Source organism: Pseudanabaena sp. UWO311, assembly GCF_006937785.1.
GTDB lineage: Bacteria > Cyanobacteriota > Cyanobacteriia > Pseudanabaenales > Pseudanabaenaceae > Pseudanabaena.
Map to the genome: position 1 here is coordinate 124,861 of NZ_SJEE01000009.1, position 19,236 is coordinate 144,096.

General features: G+C 41.0%; 19 protein-coding genes. 11 read left to right on the forward strand and 8 right to left on the reverse strand.

Going from position 1 to position 19,236, the window contains the following annotated elements; all coding sequences use genetic code 11:
* A complete protein-coding gene (locus PseudUWO311_RS09580; RefSeq protein ID WP_142655025.1) occupies nt 1-645 on the forward strand; it encodes a Uma2 family endonuclease in 645 nt (214 codons plus the stop codon).
* Here PseudUWO311_RS09580 and coaE read toward each other — a convergent pair.
* Entirely contained in the window at nt 631-1,239 is a 609-nt protein-coding gene (gene coaE, locus PseudUWO311_RS09585; RefSeq protein ID WP_142655026.1) for a dephospho-CoA kinase, read from the reverse strand. The genes PseudUWO311_RS09580 and coaE overlap by 15 nt on opposite strands.
* 68 nt (nt 1,240-1,307) lie before the next feature.
* Here coaE and PseudUWO311_RS09590 point away from each other — a divergent pair, with 68 nt between their 5' ends.
* Nucleotides 1,308-1,562, forward strand: a complete 255-nt coding sequence (locus PseudUWO311_RS09590; RefSeq protein ID WP_142655027.1) for a SemiSWEET transporter — start codon at nt 1,308-1,310, stop codon at nt 1,560-1,562.
* Nucleotides 1,563-1,614: 52 nt separating this feature from the next.
* Complete coding sequence (locus tag PseudUWO311_RS09595; protein WP_263402924.1) at nt 1,615-2,340, forward strand: NnrU family protein; 726 nt, start codon at nt 1,615-1,617, stop codon at nt 2,338-2,340.
* A gap of 46 nt (nt 2,341-2,386) precedes the next feature.
* On the opposite strand, the gene PseudUWO311_RS09600 is transcribed toward PseudUWO311_RS09595, so the two are convergent.
* Nucleotides 2,387-3,499: a histidine kinase gene (locus PseudUWO311_RS09600; protein WP_142655028.1), complete on the reverse strand. Its 1,113-nt coding sequence runs from the start codon at nt 3,497-3,499 to the stop codon at nt 2,387-2,389.
* Nucleotides 3,500-3,559: 60 nt separating this feature from the next.
* Between PseudUWO311_RS09600 and PseudUWO311_RS09605 the strand changes: the two genes are divergently transcribed.
* The 7 genes from PseudUWO311_RS09605 to PseudUWO311_RS09635 all read left to right on the forward strand — a co-directional run bounded on the left by PseudUWO311_RS09605 (nt 3,560) and on the right by PseudUWO311_RS09635 (nt 10,624).
* A complete protein-coding gene (locus tag PseudUWO311_RS09605) occupies nt 3,560-4,726 on the forward strand; it encodes a single-stranded-DNA-specific exonuclease RecJ (RefSeq protein ID WP_223807516.1) in 1,167 nt (388 codons plus the stop codon).
* A 108-nt stretch (nt 4,727-4,834) separates the two neighbouring features.
* On the forward strand, nt 4,835-5,479 hold the full coding sequence (locus PseudUWO311_RS09610; protein WP_142655029.1) for a Uma2 family endonuclease: 645 nt from the start codon (nt 4,835-4,837) through the stop codon (nt 5,477-5,479).
* Nucleotides 5,480-5,549: 70 nt separating this feature from the next.
* Nucleotides 5,550-7,520: a DHHA1 domain-containing protein gene (locus PseudUWO311_RS09615; RefSeq protein ID WP_142655030.1), complete on the forward strand. Its 1,971-nt coding sequence runs from the start codon at nt 5,550-5,552 to the stop codon at nt 7,518-7,520.
* Between the two features lie 59 nt (nt 7,521-7,579).
* Complete coding sequence (locus PseudUWO311_RS09620) at nt 7,580-7,810, forward strand: type II toxin-antitoxin system HicB family antitoxin (protein ID WP_142655031.1); 231 nt, start codon at nt 7,580-7,582, stop codon at nt 7,808-7,810.
* A 69-nt stretch (nt 7,811-7,879) separates the two neighbouring features.
* On the forward strand, nt 7,880-8,101 hold the full coding sequence (locus PseudUWO311_RS09625; RefSeq protein WP_142655032.1) for a type II toxin-antitoxin system HicA family toxin: 222 nt from the start codon (nt 7,880-7,882) through the stop codon (nt 8,099-8,101).
* A gap of 326 nt (nt 8,102-8,427) precedes the next feature.
* Nucleotides 8,428-9,333: a DNA adenine methylase gene (locus PseudUWO311_RS09630; RefSeq protein WP_142655033.1), complete on the forward strand. Its 906-nt coding sequence runs from the start codon at nt 8,428-8,430 to the stop codon at nt 9,331-9,333.
* The gene (locus PseudUWO311_RS09635; RefSeq protein WP_223807518.1) at nt 9,320-10,624 is read left to right on the forward strand and encodes a type II restriction enzyme; all 1,305 of its coding nucleotides are present in this window, start codon (nt 9,320-9,322) and stop codon (nt 10,622-10,624) included. Before PseudUWO311_RS09630 ends, PseudUWO311_RS09635 begins: the two co-directional genes overlap by 14 nt.
* Nucleotides 10,625-10,668: 44 nt before the next feature.
* Here the strand turns inward: PseudUWO311_RS09635 and PseudUWO311_RS09640 are convergent, their stop codons facing one another.
* From PseudUWO311_RS09640 to PseudUWO311_RS09650, 3 genes are all read right to left on the reverse strand, one after another.
* The gene (locus tag PseudUWO311_RS09640) at nt 10,669-11,385 is read right to left on the reverse strand and encodes a 2-phosphosulfolactate phosphatase family protein (protein ID WP_142655034.1); all 717 of its coding nucleotides are present in this window, start codon (nt 11,383-11,385) and stop codon (nt 10,669-10,671) included.
* Nucleotides 11,386-11,455: 70 nt separating this feature from the next.
* Complete coding sequence (locus tag PseudUWO311_RS09645) at nt 11,456-13,360, reverse strand: serine/threonine protein kinase (RefSeq protein ID WP_223807519.1); 1,905 nt, start codon at nt 13,358-13,360, stop codon at nt 11,456-11,458.
* A gap of 39 nt (nt 13,361-13,399) precedes the next feature.
* The gene (locus tag PseudUWO311_RS09650) at nt 13,400-14,476 is read right to left on the reverse strand and encodes a BLUF domain-containing protein (protein ID WP_142655035.1); all 1,077 of its coding nucleotides are present in this window, start codon (nt 14,474-14,476) and stop codon (nt 13,400-13,402) included.
* A gap of 261 nt (nt 14,477-14,737) precedes the next feature.
* On the opposite strand from PseudUWO311_RS09650, the gene rpiA reads away from it, so the two are divergent.
* The gene (gene rpiA / locus PseudUWO311_RS09655; RefSeq protein WP_181016272.1) at nt 14,738-15,451 is read left to right on the forward strand and encodes a ribose-5-phosphate isomerase RpiA; all 714 of its coding nucleotides are present in this window, start codon (nt 14,738-14,740) and stop codon (nt 15,449-15,451) included.
* Between the two features lie 81 nt (nt 15,452-15,532).
* Here rpiA and cbiT read toward each other — a convergent pair whose 3' ends face one another.
* From cbiT to PseudUWO311_RS09670, 3 genes are all read right to left on the reverse strand, one after another.
* Entirely contained in the window at nt 15,533-16,132 is a 600-nt protein-coding gene (gene cbiT, locus PseudUWO311_RS09660) for a precorrin-6Y C5,15-methyltransferase subunit CbiT (protein ID WP_142655036.1), read from the reverse strand.
* A gap of 116 nt (nt 16,133-16,248) precedes the next feature.
* Nucleotides 16,249-18,585 carry an NB-ARC domain-containing protein gene (locus tag PseudUWO311_RS09665; protein ID WP_142655037.1) on the reverse strand — a complete coding sequence of 779 codons (2,337 nt, stop codon included), beginning with the start codon at nt 18,583-18,585 and terminating at the stop codon, nt 16,249-16,251.
* Nucleotides 18,586-18,607: 22 nt separating this feature from the next.
* Nucleotides 18,608-19,039 (reverse strand): hypothetical protein, encoded by a 432-nt coding sequence (locus PseudUWO311_RS09670; protein WP_142655038.1) that lies wholly within the window; start codon nt 19,037-19,039, stop codon nt 18,608-18,610.
* Between the last annotated feature and the right edge of the window lie 197 nt (nt 19,040-19,236).

The following is a 19,236-nucleotide window of genomic DNA, read 5'->3' on the forward strand; positions in this document are numbered from 1 at the left end:
ATGACTGGAATTCTGTCTAAATCTAGCGATCGCGCAAGTAGTCATATATTGCTGCCATCGATCAGATGGGAGACATATCGTGCGATCGCTCAAGATTTAGAAGCTCAGCCCAGTAAGCGACTCACCTATGACAAGGGATTTCTAGAGATTCGGATGCCGTCTGACCTGCACGAAAACTATAAAAAGATTTTGGGTCGCATTGTTGAGGCACTGACTGAGACACTAGAGATGGAAATTCTCAGTTTAGGCTCGATGACTTGCGATCGCGAAGATTTGGCAAAAGGGCTCGAACCCGATCAATGCTATTACATCCAAAATGAGGCGCTTGTTTGGGGTAAAGATAAGATTGATTTACAAATCGATCCGCCACCAGATTTAGCGATCAAAATTGATATTACGAGTAGTTCGCTGAATCGATTTGCCATCTATGCCCAAGTGGGCGTACCTGAAGTTTGGCGATATGACGGACATTTAATTACGATTCATCACCTTGTTGATGATTGCTATGTTTTAAGCGATCGCAGCATTGCTTTTCCTTTACTAAGAACAAATGATCTCCAGAATTTTTTGGAACTCAAAAGTACTCTCAAAGAAAATGCTTTGATTCGGCAAGTACGTGAATGGGCGATATCAAATCACGTTTAAAAATATACCGAGTGATGAGTTAAGTAGCGCATTATCAACTTGAAAGAATAGCTCCTTGGTATTGTCTGAGTTGACTATTACTACGTCAGCCAATTCAATTTTTTCAGATTGAGACATTTGACTAGAGATTCTCTGTAACGCTTCGGATTCGGAAAGATGATTGCGGTTTATTAGTCTTTGTAACTGTTGTTGGGGATCGCAAGCGATCGCCCATGTCTCGGTTACTAAATCCTGCATTTTTGCCTCAAACAGCAAGGGAATTACCATTACCACCGTTGATGGCTCTAAATGTCTTGCTTCAGCAATTAAGCATTCTTGGACATAGGGATGGATTAGTCCTTCCAGCCATTGACGCTCAAGTTCACTCTCAAATACGATCGCGCCCAACTTGCGGCGATCAAGGTTTCCTTGATCATCAAATATTAATTTGCCATAGCGACCGCGGAGTTTTGCAAGGCGATCGCCTGTTAAGGCTTGTCTAGCATATAAGTCAGCGTCAAGAATTGGCAGTCCATAGGTCTGATGTAAATAATCAGAGACAGTGGTTTTACCTGTGGCAATGCCTCCTGTGATGCCGATGATGCGCTGATTCATGTGTTTTAATTCTAATTTGGGATGCTCTGCTCCGCAGAGCACCCCAAATTATCCTATTTATTGAACTCATGGATTTCACCAATATTCTTGGATTTACGGCTGCATCTCTAACAACTATTGCCTTTTTGCCCCAAGTAATTAAGGTTTGGCGATCGCACTCAACTAAGGATATCTCTTTGCCTATGTTGGTTACTTTTATTGGAGGGATAACACTCTGGCTAATTTACGGCTTATTGGTTAATGCTGCACCGATCTACCTTGCTAATGGCATTACCTTGATTTTGAACCTACTGATTTTACGCTTTAAACTTAAATATGGATAAACTAGTGAGAGTGGTGCAAAGCACCACCCTCACTAAAGTTAATAGTTTTAATATGACCTCTCTTAGCTCCTTCTTTTCGACTTATTTCACCCATTTTGTAATGTTGGGTCTGATTTTGACCTTTGCGATCGCCCATAGTGGGCTTGCTGAATTACGGATGTGGGCTGAGGAGCGGATTGGCGCAAGGTTATATCGGGTGATTTTTGCACTAGTTAGCATTCCCCTTGCCGTAGTATTACTGATTTATTTCTTCAACCATCGCTATGACGGAGTGCAGTTGTGGAATGTGCAAGGAGTTACAGGCGTAAGTGAGTTTGTCTTAATTCTTTCAGCAATTTCCTTCCTCTTTCTCTATCCAGCTACGTTTAACTTAACTGAAGTAGCCGCGATCAAAAAGCCAGAGGTACATTTATTTGAAACGGGGATCATTCGTATTTGTCGTCATCCACAAATGATTGGTCAATGTCTATGGGGTATAGCTCATGCCCTATGGTTAGGAACATCTTTTACATTGGTAACGGCGATCGCGTTGGTTGTTTACCATTTATTCGCTGTGTGGCATGGTGATCAGCGTTTGTTTAAGCGTTATGGAGATGCTTTCTTGGCTGTGAAGGAGCGAACTTCGATAATGCCATTTGTAGCGATCGCTCAAGGTCGTCAGCAATTAGTTTTAAAAGAATTTGTGCGCCCTGCTTATATCGGAGTTGCCATCACAATTGTTTTATTTAGATGGCTACACCCGATCGCAATTATTGCGTCTGCAAATGTAAATTGGTAAAAAATTCAAATCAAAAAAGAGGATGCAGAATATCCTCTTTTTTTGATCAATAAACTGGCAGCGTAAATCGGAAGCAACTGCCTTTTTTGCCGATCGCGTCATCAACCCAGATGTGACCATAGTGGGCGGTAATAATGCGGCGGCATAGTGATAACCCAATACCATAGCCATCGGCATCGCCATCGCGTTCTAGGCGATAACGCTCCTCAAATACGCGATCGCGCATTTCTGCAGGAATCCCAGGACCGTTGTCAGTAATGCTAACTTCGATCTTTTGGGCAGTTCGATGCATGACTGTAAGCTCGATTTTGCCGCCATCGGGGGTGTATTTAGTAGCGTTGCCTAAAAGATTGATTAAAACTTGACGCATTTTTTCTTGATCTACATACACAGGCGGCAAATCGTTAGGAATGTCCTTGACTAATTTTTGGTGCTTCCCCTCAAGACATTTACTGAAATAAAAATCACTCACTACGCTATGACATAGCTGATCAAATTGGATTTTTTGGCGTTGCGTACGAAATTGGGCATTAGCACCTCGTCCTGCTTCAAGAATGTCGGTGATCATGCTGTCAGCATCACGCGCTTTGTTGCGAGCATGTTTGAGTAAGCGAGACACCGTTTGTGGATCAATTTTGTCTCCGCTTTTTTCGATCGTATCGATCGCTAATAAAATTGCGGTTAAGGGATTTCGCAGATCATGGGCTAGCATTCCTAAGACGCGATCCTTAAAACGAATTTGCTCCTCAATTTCAGATTTTTCTTGTGACAGTCTAAACACGTCATCAGCAAGACGTGCAACTTCATTCATATAGTCAATATTCTGAGCAAGTTCGGGCGGATGGTTATTTGTTTTGTCTAATACCTGCTGTTTCCAAGTATCCAAGCTATTTTCTAGCTGTTTGAGTATATTTTTCCCCGCGATCGTCTGCCTTGGCAAAGGCGATAATTTGAGCAAGGCTGGCGACATGACCACTTTAAATAGTTCGGCAAGTTGTGGCTGACTTGCCACATTAATTATTTGGAGTTCAGATTTGCAATCATTTTCTCGTTGCAAGAATTCCTCCACATCCTTGACTAAATCTTTTGCCTTGGGGCGATCGTCAATAAATAGTAAGAGTTGTAGGGTTGATTCAGGTAATGTTGGAATAGTCCTCATTACTTTTCGGACTCGCAACGGATTTTTTAAGACATTCTTAATAATTATATTATTGTTCTCATGCTTTTACCTCAACAGCGATGGCAGATTTTCTCACCACAGCCAGATTTGTCACAAGAGATCGCTGATTCTACGGGACTTTCACCTATAATCGCGCAAGTTTTGCTAAATCGCGGTATTAATACTCCCGAATCTGCTAGGGTCTTTCTCGATCCCGAACTGGAAGATTTACCAGACCCAAAACAAGAATTTCCAGATTTAATTAAGAGTATTGACCGTATTGAGATTGCCATTAAAAATGGCGATCGCATTACGATCTGCGGTGACTATGATGTTGACGGCATGACCAGCACTGCTTTGTTGATTCGCACTTTGCGATTATTGGGCGCGATTGTGGAATATGAAATTCCTAGTCGAATGACCGAAGGATATGGGATTAACCAACGTATCGTGCAAGATTGTTACGATCGCGATGTCAAATTAATTATTACGGTGGACAATGGCATCGCTGCTTACGAGGCGATCGCTCTTGCTGAATCCTTAAATATTTCTGTAATTGTCACCGATCACCACGAAGTCCCCGAAGACCCAACCAAAATTCCACCTGCAACGGCGATCCTCAATCCTAAATATCAAGTTGATCCAAATTCACCCTACGCAGCGATCGCTGGTGTTGGGGTTGCCTATGTGTTGGCATTGGAATTAAGCGATCGCTTTGGCAAACGTGCTGAATTAGAAAATCCTTTATTAGAATTATTCACCCTTGGCACGATCGCTGATCTTGCCTCGTTAACTGGTATTAATCGTCGATTAGTGAAAAAGGGTTTGCGGTTGCTTTCTCAATCTAAAGTGATTGGTATTATTGCGCTGATTAATGAGACAGGAATTGCCAAGGATAAACAAACTGGATTGAAACCTGAAGCGATCGGGTTTGGGCTAGGTCCTCGCATTAATGCGATCGGGCGAATCGGCAATCCGCAAGTAATTATTGACCTGTTAACTTGTGAAGAAATGGGGCAAGCGATCGCTTTAGCTCAAGAATGTGAGGCAACTAATCGCAAGCGGCAAGATCTTTGTAAAGAGATCGAACAAGAGGCGATCGCCTATATGACTATGCTCAAATCAGAGGGTTTTGATATTACCCAAGAACGAGTTTTAGTAATAGTTGATCGGGAAGTGCAGGATACTCTCTATCCCTATTCCAAGGGAAATAGAGAGATGTCGTAGCCATTTCTTTATTTGAAACCCCTTACTGGGTTTAGTTCTCAATTCACAAACATTGTAGTCACACTTTTGTGAATTGGTATTATAAAGTTTAAGTTAGGTAAAGTCATTATGAACACATTACTCAAACCAGCCTCAAACCAACTAAACACATGGATTAGCGCACCTTGGTCAGAATTTGTAGCGATCGCCGATGCAACCGATAGCGACAAACGCAAAAGCTACTATTACAAACAACAGATGAGATTTGAGGATATGTCCACAGGTTCCGATCATGCCAACGATCACGCATTAATTTTATTTGCCCTCTCCTTTTATGCCGCCACAAAGCAAATTCCCATGACTGCCAAAGATGGCTGTTCCTATCGTCAAAGCGGAAAAACTGAATTCCAGCCCGATGTCTCCTATTACATTGGTGACAATGCCGATGCGATCGCTTGGGGAACGCGCATCATTGACCTCGATCAATATCCCTTACCCGATCTCGTCATCGAAATATCTGACACCACCTTCAACGATGACCTCGGCACAAAACGCCTGCAATACGAAGAACTAGGCATCAAAGAATATTGGATTGTCAATGTTCAAACTATGAAAATCTACGCCTTTGCGATCGCCCCAGATGGCAGCAGCCATCATATTCGTCAATCTTTAGTGCTATCTGGACTCAAACTTGAAATCTTAGAACAAGTTCTCGAACGCAGTCGCCAAGAAAATCAATCAACCGTCACCGCATGGCTAATGAAGCAATTCTAACGAGAGATAACAAGCGATATAGATTGAGAAGTTTGTCAGTTTAGAAATATGCAACTTAAGTTAGAAGCAAATGGAAATACAGTCAGCGAATTTTAGTTTTTTGCGCGAGCATGATCCACTATTGGTAAATCTTGCTGCCCGCGCTGAACAGTATTGCCATAGCGACAGCAATACCTGCATCATCAAACTTCGACAATTTGCCGAGCGTCTTGCCCAGCATATCGCCGACCAGACAGAGCATTATCAAGCAGAAGATGAAGCGCAGATAGATTTGCTAAGACGACTTGAAGCAGAAGGTGTCATTTCTCGTGAAGTCGCTAAACTTTTCCATAACATTCGTAAAGGAGGCAACAATGCCGCTCATACAGTCAAAGATGACAGACGCGAAGCCCTCGCCCTCCTCAAAAATGCGCATGAGTTAGGCAACTGGTTTCATCACGAATTTGGTAATGACAGGAATTTTAGACCATCGCCATTCGTACCGCCTGTTGCGCCCATCGATGCCACTGCCGAATTGAGAGCCAAAATCGCGGAACTGCAAGCACTCATTGATGAAACACAAGTAGACAAGATTGATGTCATCGATGTAATGAAAGCTGAAATCGAGAGGCTGCAAGCACTCGTCGCCGCAGTAGGCAAGAAACGAAAAAAGAGGGTGATCAAACCAAAACGAAAACCAGCAAAGACAATCGCTGAAAACCCACCAATCGTAAATCCCGAAACACCTGAGGATATCCCTGAGCTACCACCAATTGCTGCCCCAAATATCCCTATCTCTCCCCAAAAGAAAGTAGAGAAGAGTAAGAGAAAGGGATGGCATCATGGCGTGATTGGTATTGTTGCCTCTCGGCTAGTAGAACGTTATGGTGCACCTGTATTTATTGGTAGTTACGAAGATGCCCATGATGCGGAACAAACTGCCACTGTCCGCTTTTCGGTACGGGGGATTCCTGAATTTCATGTTTTCCATTCCCTTGAATATGAACCAATTAAAAGTATTCGCAATAAAGGTGGTGGACATAAGGCGGCGGGTGGTTTTACCCTGCCTGCGGCAAATCTAGAACAATTGCGGCAAGGTCTGCGGGAATTTGCCGATCGCGAAAATATTCTTCCTAGTCACATCAGCCCTTTGATTAATATTGATGTGCGTATTGACCTCAGCGATGTTTCCATGACTCTGCTGCAAGAATGCGATCGCCTGCAACCTTGTGGTCTTGGTAATCCCGATCCAGTCTTTTATAGCGAAAATGTGCGAGTACTTGCTCAACAGACTCGCGGTAAAGATAAAGTCAAACATCTTTCACTTACACTCGATACGGGCAATAGCGAAAAGCTGAAGGCGATCGCATGGCGATGGGGAGAATATTGTCCTGTGCCAGATTATGTGGATATTGCCTATAAGTTACGGGCTAATCAATGGCAAGATACAACTTCAGTAGAATTAGAAGTAGTCGGTATTCGCGAAGCAACAGGTACAGTGATGAAAAGTTCTCAAAATTTGCCTAAGCAATTGCAGTTGCAATACAACCCTGCTCCAATAATTACGAAATTTCCTCAATGGCAGAAACTGAGTGAAGCGCCAAGACCTTTGCCTCGTCCATTATTGTTATATGGCTGCAATCGCCCTGCTGATAAATTTCAAGGTGATGTCGATTGCGATCGCCCTCAACGAGGTCGAGATTATCAAGCGATCGTGCTTTGGTCTATGCCGCCATCTTTCACGCATCTCCAATGGCTAATTGCGATCGCCAAACCCGATTATATCTATCTCGGTTCCCATATTCCTTCACTCCCTTCTATTGATCAATTTCTTGCCCAAGTTCAATCTCTTGATTTAGAGAATATCAAGATTCTTAATCTCTTAGATCTTGCCCAACAATGGTGGGTTGCTCCGAGTGCGATCGTTTCGGCTTTGCGCGAATTAAATTACATCTGCGATTTCCCACCGACATTACCTCTTGATGGAGAACTTCTCAGAATGCAAAAATGGTATAGCATTGCGATTAATAAAATTGCAGTAATTCTTGCTGATCAAAAATAATCACATATACTTATAGCTGATCTACTTGAAGATTCTTTGGAAAATTTTGGAGACTAATTATGACCGTCGCAACATATCCAAACTTGCTCAAAAGGACTGTTCTTCTCTATCGCGATGAAGATGGCTATTTTATTGTGGAAGTTCCCAGTTTAGCTGGTTGTGTCAGTCAAGGTGAAACTAGAGAAGAAGCTCTAGCCAATATCCAAGAAGCGATCGCTTTGCATATCGAAGTTTTACAAGATCGGGGTGAGCCTATTCCCAATGACAATATCGAAGTCATTTCGCTATAAGTAAACTTTATTGCCAAAAAAACATGTTTGCTTTATTTTGCGAATAATAACGTTAAAGGCTATTTTGATATGAGTAAACTCCCTGTAATTTCGGGTGCGGAGTGCATAAAAGCATTAGAAAAAGTTGGCTTTGTTGTCAATCGTCAACGTGGTAGCCACATTACATTAGTTCGACAAGAACCATCAACTCAGTTAACTGTTCCCAATCATAAAACTATAGCCAAAGGGACTTTGAGAACAATCATTCGTGATTCAGGCTTGACAGTGGACAAGTTTGTGGATTTATTGTGAGAATTTTATTTGACATAAAAAACTGATCAGATTTTTTTGATCTAGAAAAATATCCTTAAAGCTTTGCCATATTTGCTTTCATAATAAATCTTTCAAGAGTGACAATCTCTACGCGATCGCCTTAGGGAATATATTGCTACAAATCACCTGAGATGTAGAAATCACGAAGAGTCCAACCTTCGCCACCAAAGGATTAATAGCACAGCAACAATCAATCAAAAGAATAACGTACGATATTCACAGGTTAATGCTGGTTTTGTTGTAAGATAATACTCCTTTGCTTTTAAACCTGTGCGAGAATTTCTGTGAGTACATCAAGAACTGCGATGACTGAAATTTATCAGCCTGAAAAAGTAACATCTCGGCATAGAGACAAAAATCGTATTTTGCGTCCGTTCCTAAAATGGGCGGGTGGAAAGAGGCAGCTTCTCCCAACTTTGAGAAAATATATTCCTAAAAACTTTAGTTCAACTACTTACTTTGAACCATTTGTAGGAGCTGGTGCTTTTCTTTTTGACTTACAACCTAAAAAAGCATTTATTAATGATGCTAACAAAGAGCTAATTAACTGTTATCAGACAATCAAAGACAAGCCCAATGAACTTCTAGAGTTAACTAGGGAATATCAAAAAAATATCTCAAGAGAACGTTATTACCAATTACGCGAATTAGATCGAAAATCAGACTTTAATGAGCTTTCTGACGTGCAAAGAGCGGCTAGGATTATTTATTTAAATAAAACATGTTTTAATGGTTTATTTCGCGTCAACAGTCAAGGTCAATTTAATGTGCCTTATGGAGATAATAAAAACCCAATAGTTGCTGATGAAGTTGTTATTGGTGCTATAAGCAAATATTTGAATGAAAATAATATTCAAATTACAAACCAAGATTTTCAAGAATCAGTTTCTAATGCTAAAAAAGGTAATTTTATATATTTCGATCCACCATATGATCCTATCTCTGATTCGTCATCCTTTACAGGTTACGATCTAAGTGGATTTGGCAAGGACGAACAACGCCGTCTACAGAATGTATGTGATAGCTTAGTAAAGCGTGGATGTAAAGTATTGCTTAGTAACTCTGCAACAGATTTTATTAAGGAGCTTTATAGCAATGAAGAATATTATTCAATAATTGAAGTTGCAGCAACTCGAAGCATTAATGCTGTAGGAACATCAAGGGGGAAAATTAATGAAGTACTAATTTTTAGTAAATATGATGTCAAATAATTCAGACAAATCAAAAAATGATATTGCTTGGGAAATTTTATTTAAAACACATCATATTCTAGATGAAATTAATAAAAATGGGGTATATAAAATCTCCGCACAAGTGATAAATGCAGAGCGTGAAGCGAGGTTAATGACGAAATTCGATCATCATATTCAGCTCCCAAAAATTTTCACTCAAAATCATCTGACCATTCAGCCTGATTCTCGAGGAACTTATGTTATTGGACAGTTTCAAAGCTATGAAAAGATTCCTAATAACTCATCTATAAATATCCAAGAATTTGCTTTTCCTGAATATATTGAAACTCTTAATCCAACAAATATATATTCAGAAGCTGCTTCTATTCTCTGTGCCTATAATAGTGGAATTATAAGTGACCTTCTTGGACAGGAAGTTTCGTTTACTGTTTTAGGAAGAATGTCAACAGGGAAGTTCAGCTATTTTATAAACAACTCGCAACAAAATACTGACTTTGAAATTAACGTAGAGAATTCGCAATGTGAAATTGACGCAGGTTTTGAAGGAGGTGATATTTTTGCAATTATCGAAGCAAAACTTCAAGATGTAGATGATTTTTTAATTCGTCAGCTTTATTATCCATATAGACTTTGGAGTAGCAAAACCACAAAAAAAGTTATTCCAATTTTTCTTTCCTATTCTAATGACATATTTTCTTTTTATGTATATAAATTCAAAAATGATAATAACTATAATTCAATTGAATTAGTAGAACAAAAAAGGTATCAAATAGGCTCAAATGATATTGAGTTAGATGATATTACCGATATACTTGCAAAGATTAAAATCACATCTGACCCAACTGGAATACCATTCCCTCAAGCTAATGTTTTTACTAGAGTTGTAGACCTACTTATGCAAGTCCATGGCGTTAGTCCTACAATATCAAAAGAGGAGATAACTATTAATTACGCTTTTAATATCAGGCAAGCTGGATATTATGCTGACGCAGCTAGATACCTTGGTCTTTTAAAGAAAAGTCGTGATAAAGAGCAAGGAGTATTCTATTCGATGACAGAAAAAGGTCATGTTATCATGGCAAAAACTCCTAGGAATAGGAATCTAGCTTTAGCTAAATGCATTATCGAGAAAAAAATTTTTAATAACACTTTAGAAATTTATCTAAATGAAGGAGGAAAACTAAATCGGCATCTAATTCGTGAAATAATGGCAAAGGAAAAACTTGGGCTTAACAAAACAACTATTGAACGGCGATTATCTACTGTTTTTGGTTGGATAAATTGGATAATGGAACTTACTCAGAGATAACACAAATTTAAGCCATTAACATCTGAGTAAGTTAAATATTCTAGCTAGGCGGCAACTAGCAAGCCTGCACTGGATTGTTTTGGCAGCACATCGACAACATCAAGCTTGGCACAGTAGGCTATATCTTCCGCGCCATTAAGGTTGAGCAAGCGTTTGCCGTGACTCGCTTGATAAAATAAGTCTTCAACCTCACCTTTCCACGCTTTGTATAGGGTTGCGGCGGCTACTGCTTCATCATTACCAAAATCAGCCTCATCTTCAAGATTGAAGGCGATCGCACCCGCACAGGTTGTATCTTCAAGCGAATAGCTACCTTCCCAGCCAGAGCCAACGATCCACACAGTTTCAGGCTTAGTTTCGCGGAGATACCTCAATACTGAGCCAAGATTAATCATCGCGCAAGCAAGAACATTCTTAGCATTGGCGATTTTTTGTAGCGATCGCGTGCCATTAGTAGTACTCATAAAAATTCGCTTGCCCTTCACTACTTCGGGAGTAAAGTCAAAGGGCGAATTTCCTAAATCACAACCTTCTACAGTCTTTCCCCCACGCTCACCAACGCGAATCCGTAACTCTGGTGGGTGTGCTTCGCTGACGCGCATTAACTCATCAAGATCGGAAAATACTTGCACTCCCTCTGCTCCCGCAGCTAGGGCTGTGGCGATCGTGGTAGTTGCTCGCAAAATATCAACAGCGATCGCGCAATCTGGATTTCCTTCAGCAGGCACTAACTCAGGCGTGTGATAAACAAAGATTTTCATTTATAGATCTAATGGTTTAGCTATCTACTATAAATTAAACTCTATGTTTGCCTGTTTGGCAAATTTTAGATTACTGTCTTTGAGTTTCATTGATTTGCCATTGTTTGGAGGATTCATTCCAAACTAGACTCATCCGCAAAGTTTCGGGAAAAATAGCTTTATCTTTGCGATAAGTAAGGTCAATATCGATGATTGCCGAATTCTCTTTAGATTCAACAATACGCGCCCCATTGATTGAGACTTGACTTACAGTTTGCCACCAATCAGTAAAAGTTTTATATCCGCCAGCTCGATCGCGTTGAAATTTGGGTGTGAGATTTTGCCATGCGTTTTGAAATTGGCGATCGTTGATGAGGCTGTAATAGTCTCGAACTGCTTGTTCTGGAGATGGTCTTGCAGGTGATGGAGTTGCGGTTGGTGTTTTTGAGGGTGTTGCTGTAGGCAAAGGCGAAGGTGAAGCTGTAGGTTGTTGGATATCGCTCCCAGAAATTCTTTGTACTGGATCTTTTTCGTTAGGACTCGCCAGAGCGCAATACGCATCTTCTACAAATTTGAGATGCTCCTTTAGCTTAGACTTACAACTTTCAATATCTTTGAATTGGCTGGTATATACCTGTTGAAATTTATTGCTTCCTAAATTGGGATAGTCAGGTATCCAAAACACTCCTGCTTCTTTATATCCTAGAGATTTCAATTTTTCCACTCTGAGATTTGCTTTTACAATATCTTCAAAAGCAGAATCAGCCAGAAAATAAAATGGAACTTTAGCGACAGCTTTATTAAATGGGGAGAACTTGTTCCAGAATGCAACGATGCCGCCATTTTGAGAGATGACTACACCTAACGCGATCGCAGCTCCAACAGCTCCACCGACAATTACTGTTACAAATAATTGACCAAAGATCTTCTTTTTAGGATCTTTTTGAGGCTGATATACATAAACAGATTGATCAGGAATAGTAGGCGGTGTATAGCCTCTAGGCGTGACTGCAACCGTCTGCATATTCGACATGGCTGGCGGAATAGGAACTAATTTACCAGAATTAGTTTGATTTGGTTGCAATGCTTCGAGCATTTCTCTCGCAGAGCTATAGCGATCGCGTGGATCAAATTGGAGAGTTATAGTAAATACCGCTTTTAAATACGCGCTAATTGCCGTAACTTGAGGCTGCCAGAGTACTTCTCCTGTTTGCGGATCAGTGCCTAGCTCCTGCGGATACTTACCAGTAAGGGCAAAGATAGCGGTCAGAGCAAGACTGTAAAGATCGCTTGCAAAAAATGGTCTGCCAGCAGCCTGCTCTGAAGCCATAAACCCTGGTGTACCAATCACAATCGAATGCGCCTGTTGAGACGAGCTACGAATCGAGCTGACATTGAGAGTTTCTTTAACAGCTCCAAAATCAATTAATACTGGCTCTCCAGCACGCAAGATAATATTATCAGGCTTAATATCACGATGAATAATACCGCGATCGTGAACATAGATAAGGGTTTGGAGAATGCTAGTCATCAATTGTCGAACAGCATCCTCATTCCATTTACCGTTACGTTCAATCGTTTCAGTAAGTGTTAAACCATCAATCCATTCTTGGACTAAATAGAATAATCCATTTTCCGTGAAGTTTGCATAGAGTTTGGGAATGTAGCGGCTTTCTTCGCCCAACGTTTCTAAGACTGCTGCCTCACGGTGAAATCTTTGCTGTAATAATTCATACATCTGCGGATTATCAGCAACAGGTTTAAGTTGCTTAATCACGCACCGACGGTTAGAAGGCATTTTAGTGTCTTCAGCCAAATAGGTTTCCCCAAAGCCGCCACTGCCTAAGACGCTAGTGACGCGATAGCGGTTATCTAAAAGGTTTGACATCATGTAGTTATATTCTTCATCGCTAATAGCGATCGTACAGCATCCAGCGCTTTGCACTTCAGTAAACCCCAATATTTTTTTAATGCAACCCAAAACCCAAAGCGACATAGCGCCTGCTACGCAGGCGCTATGTCGCTTTGGGTTTTACTACACCAACTCTGGTGTTGGACTGCTAATTAATTCAAGATGTTGCTGAATTTCTAGCTTTAGCTTCTGAAAATCTGACTTTTGGAAAGTTAAAATATCATCAATCGAATAAACTTCCACGATCGCATCTTTTCCTTTTGCCTTAAAATCACCTAGTCTTACAGGTCGCCAGCGATCGCTTAAACCTTGACTTACGGCTGCCGAAAATACCAAAAATCGATTTAACTGTCTAGTCAATGCTTCAATCCTTGAGGCAACGTTTACCGCATCACCGATGACAGTATATTCTTTTTTAGTCTGAGAACCGATATTCCCCTCTAACACTATTCCTTTTGACAGCCCAATTCCAATATAGAGAACCCGTAGCGGACTATTCGTTGGAGCTTGATTGCGGAGAATTTCTAATTCTGCAAGAATGTCTAAACTCGCTTGTAGCGATTCATCAGCTCGATCACCGTCAAAATATGCCATCACACAATCACCAATAAATTTAGTGACTTCACCACCTCTAGATGCGATGGCTCTTGTACAAATTGTAAAAAATTGATTGAGCAAATCAACAACCGCTGCTACTTCTAGTTTTTCGGTGATGCTCGTAAAACTAATAATATCGGCAAAGAAAATTATCTTTTCCGTATAGCGGGGAACTAGCGTCAGTGGATTAATTCCGTTCGCTATAGCCTGTAGAACTCCTGACTGGGTATAGCTTGCGAGGATAGTTTGTGAGTCTGCTAAAGTTTGCAACAAAATCTTGATCGGCTGCAACAAAATATCGTTATTTTCATCAAGGACGATTACTTCCATTGACCAATCTGGAAATCTTCGCTGTGCAACGTTTAGCTCTGATTTTAGACACAAAATTTGATTGTGACGATCATCTTCTAAAATTCTTTTGTAAAGGCTGTCAATTCTATCTTCTTCCCCTTCTAAAATCTGAAAAAATATGCCATTACAGCAAAGCAAAACTCCTGTAATACCTTCTCTAGAGTTGTTGGTTTGCGAAATATTTCCAATGCTATCAATTTCCTTTTTGGTAAGCGATCGCGCGAACTTACTAATATAGGTCAGCCTTTTCATAAAATTGCGATATTTTAAATAACAAAAGAATTCAATCTCTGTGAAATTAGATAAAAAGTTAATCTTTAAGCCCGCCCACTTTACTTGTAACTTAAATAATGACAGCAGTGTAATCAGCCATACAGCGTAACAGTTTTTGGATCATCACGCTATACAAATGTATCATACAGCACATTTTGTTTAAGTGGATTCTCAGTTGCTGCTCACAGGTTGCGATAGGATTAAAATTACTACTTTTAAGTTTATAAATAAGTATTTCCCATGAGTATTTCTGCTGAAGATATTAAAAAGTTAAAACAAGAAGTTGGCATTGCAGCGGCGCAACGGGTGAAGTCGGGCATGGTGGTTGGCTTAGGTACTGGCTCAACTACTGCCTTTGCGATCGAGGAGCTAGGACGACGTATTGCCGCAGGTGAACTAACCGATATTGTCGGCATCCCCACTTCTTTCCAAGCTTCAGTCTTGGGTAAAAAATATGGTATCCCGATTCGGAGTCTTGATGACGTTGATCGCGTTGATGTAGCGATCGATGGTGCTGATGAGGTTGACCCCAATAAAACTTTGATTAAAGGTGGTGGTGCAGCGCATACCCGCGAGAAAGTTGTCGATTCACTTGCAGCATTGTTTATCGTTGTTGTCGATGAGTCGAAATTAGTCGATAAGCTCGGCTCGACCTTTGCCGTGCCAATCGAAGTATTGCCAATGGCAGTTTCCCCTGTAACCAGAGCTGTAGAAAAGCTAGGTGGCAAACCTGACCTGCGGATGGGTGTGAAGAAAGATGGCCCCGTGATTACCGATCAAGGCAACATGGTTTTAGATGTCACATTTGATGCGATCGCTGATGCTGCCGAACTTGAGAAAACCTTGAATAATATTCCTGGTGTGGTCGAGAATGGTCTATTTGTTGGTGTTACCGATCTGATTTTAGTTGGTGAATTTAAAGACGGAAAGCCCCAGATTCGCGAAATCTCTTAACCCCTCCCTCACCCTCCCCTTGCAAAGGGGAGGGAACAAAATTTCTAGTTTTCCCCCTTTGCAAGGGGGAATTAAAGGGGTTTACAGTTTTTCGCCGCTAATAATGAACATGGGGCTAACTGCCGCGAAGACTTGACGGTTGCCACGAGTCTCTAAACGGTTTACTGATGATTGCACAACTTCCACATTTCGCGATTGGAGTTTGGCAAAGCTTTCAGAAATTGCATATAAACCTTCCAGACTATTTGTAGTTGCGATCGCCCTGCCTCCCATTTGCAAACGCTCCCAACAATATTCCAAAATTTCTGATACCGATCTCCCACCTTCAATGCAAATGCGATCAGGATCTGTTGACAGACTTGTAAGGCATTCTGGAGCACTGCCAATTTTAATCTCAACATTATTTACGCCAAATTTTTGGCAATTTTTGGCAATCAATCCCGCCACATCTTCATCGCGTTCGATCGCGACAATTTTCCCTTTAGGACAGAGCAACCCAGTCTCAATGGGGATTGTCCCAGTACCTGCTCCAATATCCCAAAGTATCGAGGCTGCTTTGAGACGCAACTGACCGATAATTAATAGCCTCGTCTCGCATTTGCTCATCGGTATTCCTGGTAAGCGATCGAATAATTCGTCAGGTATACCGGGGGTGACATAAGACCAAATAGGTTCTGACATGAGCTTAGCGCACGAAGATGGTTAAACATGATCAATATAGCGTTTTTGCACACAAAAAATAAAACCAAAATCTGTACCACCCGCTTTGCGGGCGGTACAGATTTTGGTTTAGATACTTATGGATTTGGGTAGGGCAGATTTATCAAAAAGTCTTCCATTTGAGCCATTTCTAATTTCATTCCTAATCGATAGAAACTTTCTTTTGCTTTCATACCACATTCCTGCGATCGCTCAAGATTTCCTTTCGCAAATTCGAGTCGAGCATAGCAACGCTCAAAAAAGGCAATTCTTTGACGATCATGATTACGTTCAGCGGCAATAAATCCAGTCATTAATAATTTTTCAGCTTTTGTGAAATCGCCTTCGATGATCGCAATATCGGCGAGCCATCCTCTTGTGTAGTTGGTGTAGCGTTGCCACTGGATTTCTAAGGCTAAATCTAGGGCAGCTTGATAGAGTTCCTTTGCTTTAACATGATTTTGCTCTTGATAGAAAATATCGGCTTTAGTGCATAGTCCATAAATCTGAAAGCGTGTACGATCTGGGTCTTCAAGTTCTAATGTGAGTTGATCGCAAGTTTCACTCCATTGACGAGCCGTTGTGTAATCTCCTTTGCGAATATGTAGAATTGCGAGATTATCGGCAATTTCACAGCGAGTAAACATCGTGCCATAGTCATTACTGAGTTTCCATCCATAGGACAAATGGTGTTCAGCATAGTCAAGCTGCCCCATCATGAGCATAATCCAACCACTCATCGCCCTTAGCTGGACAACCGTGAGCCAGTCTTCGCGCCGTTCTCCTGATTCGACTACCCAGCCTAAAATTGCCATGCCACGATCCCAGTGACCATACAAATAGAGGTAATAAGCAAGACTAACACCAATATCGCGTCCATCAGCATAGCGATCGCGAATCGCGCACCAATCAAGAACAGAGGCAAGATTTTCCCATTCTGCTTCTAGATAGTCATAGTGTGAGTGCCAATCTCCCCAATCCTTGCCGCCATATTTTTTCGAGAATTCTAAATGCCAATTAATCCAGCGATCGCGTATTTCTAATTCTCTTTCACTTTGCTTTGCTAATTCTTGTAAAGCATATTCACGGGTAAGGGATGACATTCCATAGCGCTCTCCCTCTTGAAAAATCAAAGATAGTCTCTGCAATTTGGTTATACTTTCACTGGCAATTACATCATTTGCATCTAAACCTGCTACAGCAATTAAAGCCTCACGTCTGGGGCTTTGGTGAAATAGGGCGATCGCCAATAACAACTGATAGGCTGGTCTTTGGGAAATCGATTGAACTGAAGTTTCAAAACAGAACCTCCCAATATCTGCAAACAATTGGATAGAAGGATCAATTAGCCTAGCAAAAGGGAATCCATTAGCCAGTTGCCCGATCGCATAAATTAGGGCTACGGGAACGCCACCAAAACGTTGATATAGCTGGAATATTTCTTCGTTACTGAGATTGACTCCTTTCTCATGGGCTTGTTGTGAAATTAACTGTAAGCTATCTGTTTCCAATAAAGCTTCTAAACGCAGTGGTGCATAAATAACTTGCTGTTCGCGACTAGTGATGATTGCTTTAGTCGTATTCGGTAAATCATTGAGAAAGCTAATAATTTTGTCTTTATCTTCGATAGTCTCTAGATTATCAATGATTAAAAGTGTGGATTGATTATTCAGAGATTCTCTTACTTTTTGAAATTGTTCATCAGGATTAATTGCTTGGGTAATTGCTGGAGCATCAAGAGTCGTGGCGATCGCTTGGAAGATATCGAGTAAACTAACCTGACGTTTGAGCTTTGCTGTAATTCCTGTAGGCAATAGATTACTCTCTTTTGCGGAGACAAAAATAATCGCCTCAAATTGCGGTGGTAAAACTTCTAAATCTGGGGTACTCAGTAACTTTAAATCACCTCTATTTTCCCGTAAATACCGATATTCTAAACATAGATAAGCGGCTTGCAAGACAAGAGCAGTTTTACCAACTCCGCCCATACCACTAATGGTGATAATTGGCGATCGGTAGTCAAGGGACATAAAACGCAACAACTTTTCTAGGTCACTTTTGCGCCCTAGAAATTCATTGGTTTGGGGAGGTAATCGCTGTTTTGAAAGACAAAGTAAGGCAGTGCGATCTATGCGATCGATTTTGTTTTTTGATTTAGTTGAAGTGTTTAGGCGATCGCGTTTCCGAGAAGTCTTTTGAGTCAGGTTAGATACTTCGCTACTCTCTGCAATATCTCGCCAGTTTTCAATCCCGACAGCTTGGCAAATCCTGATAAACGAGTCATCACCGATATCTTCACCCGCCAGAAAGCGCTTGAGTCCAGAAACAGAGACGATGGCAGTCTGACACCAGCGCGTATCCTGTCGCTTCCAGCGCCTTCTAAGTCTCGCCTCATGGATTTTTTCTAAGCCTTGAACTGACGCTTTTAAGGGCATGGCGGATTTACAGTATCAGCAATTAGGGTTTTAACGTGCGCTTGCGACGAGGAGCTTTTGTTGATTGCGATCGCTTTGCAGCAGTTTTTTGGAGTTTTTCGATCTGTTTTAGGGTTAGTCCCGTGACTTGGGAAATTATATCTATAGAAATATTGGAACGCAGCATATTCAAAGCAATCCGATTAGTTGCTTTAGCCTCACCCTGAGTTAAACCCTGAGCTTTGCCTTGAGCTTTGCCTTCGGCTAAACCCTCTAATAATATTTCCTGATAAATTACAGATTCTTTCATGATTTCACTCCTAAGTACTCTTTGAATGATTTCCTTGTTTAATGCTAACCCAGAAATAATTGACGTAGCCGCAGCGACATCACTTTTTACTTTTTGATCCTCAATCTTGTCAATGAGTTTGGCAATGTCTCGCAATGTTGCTTCTGGATTGATCGTTTTGGTCAAAACTGCTAGCGGTAAGAGTCCTTGATATTGCTGAAAGATCTCAGTGGACTGCTCCCAGAGACGGATGACACTAAGGAATGAAAAATAAATAACTTATGCATTTCAGTTATTTTGAGGAATAGCTCTATAATTCCATTTAGGAAGATATTCATCAAAAATGATAGGTAGATTTTCCTTGAAACCATCAGCGACTTCTC

Bases quoted from the DNA above. Each gene is read 5' to 3' on its own strand.
- PseudUWO311_RS09625 (WP_142655032.1), top strand. From the start codon at position 7,880: ATGAGTAAACTCCCTGTAATTTCGGGTGCGGAGTGCATAAAAGCATTA.
- PseudUWO311_RS09665 (WP_142655037.1), bottom strand. From the start codon at position 18,585: ATGCCCTTAAAAGCGTCAGTTCAAGGCTTAGAAAAAATCCATGAGGCG.
- PseudUWO311_RS09615 (WP_142655030.1), top strand. From the start codon at position 5,550: ATGGAAATACAGTCAGCGAATTTTAGTTTTTTGCGCGAGCATGATCCA.
- PseudUWO311_RS09630 (WP_142655033.1), top strand. From the start codon at position 8,428: ATGACTGAAATTTATCAGCCTGAAAAAGTAACATCTCGGCATAGAGAC.
- PseudUWO311_RS09645 (WP_223807519.1), bottom strand. From the start codon at position 13,360: ATGTCGCTTTGGGTTTTGGGTTGCATTAAAAAAATATTGGGGTTTACT.
- coaE (WP_142655026.1), bottom strand. From the start codon at position 1,239: ATGAATCAGCGCATCATCGGCATCACAGGAGGCATTGCCACAGGTAAA.
- PseudUWO311_RS09600 (WP_142655028.1), bottom strand. From the start codon at position 3,499: ATGAGGACTATTCCAACATTACCTGAATCAACCCTACAACTCTTACTA.
- rpiA (WP_181016272.1), top strand. From the start codon at position 14,738: ATGAGTATTTCTGCTGAAGATATTAAAAAGTTAAAACAAGAAGTTGGC.
- PseudUWO311_RS09620 (WP_142655031.1), top strand. From the start codon at position 7,580: ATGACCGTCGCAACATATCCAAACTTGCTCAAAAGGACTGTTCTTCTC.
- PseudUWO311_RS09595 (WP_263402924.1), top strand. From the start codon at position 1,615: ATGACCTCTCTTAGCTCCTTCTTTTCGACTTATTTCACCCATTTTGTA.
- PseudUWO311_RS09640 (WP_142655034.1), bottom strand. From the start codon at position 11,385: ATGAAAATCTTTGTTTATCACACGCCTGAGTTAGTGCCTGCTGAAGGA.
- PseudUWO311_RS09605 (WP_223807516.1), top strand. From the start codon at position 3,560: ATGCTTTTACCTCAACAGCGATGGCAGATTTTCTCACCACAGCCAGAT.
- PseudUWO311_RS09610 (WP_142655029.1), top strand. From the start codon at position 4,835: ATGAACACATTACTCAAACCAGCCTCAAACCAACTAAACACATGGATT.
- PseudUWO311_RS09580 (WP_142655025.1), top strand. From the start codon at position 1: ATGACTGGAATTCTGTCTAAATCTAGCGATCGCGCAAGTAGTCATATA.
- PseudUWO311_RS09650 (WP_142655035.1), bottom strand. From the start codon at position 14,476: ATGAAAAGGCTGACCTATATTAGTAAGTTCGCGCGATCGCTTACCAAA.
- PseudUWO311_RS09590 (WP_142655027.1), top strand. From the start codon at position 1,308: ATGGATTTCACCAATATTCTTGGATTTACGGCTGCATCTCTAACAACT.
- PseudUWO311_RS09635 (WP_223807518.1), top strand. From the start codon at position 9,320: ATGATGTCAAATAATTCAGACAAATCAAAAAATGATATTGCTTGGGAA.
- cbiT (WP_142655036.1), bottom strand. From the start codon at position 16,132: ATGTCAGAACCTATTTGGTCTTATGTCACCCCCGGTATACCTGACGAA.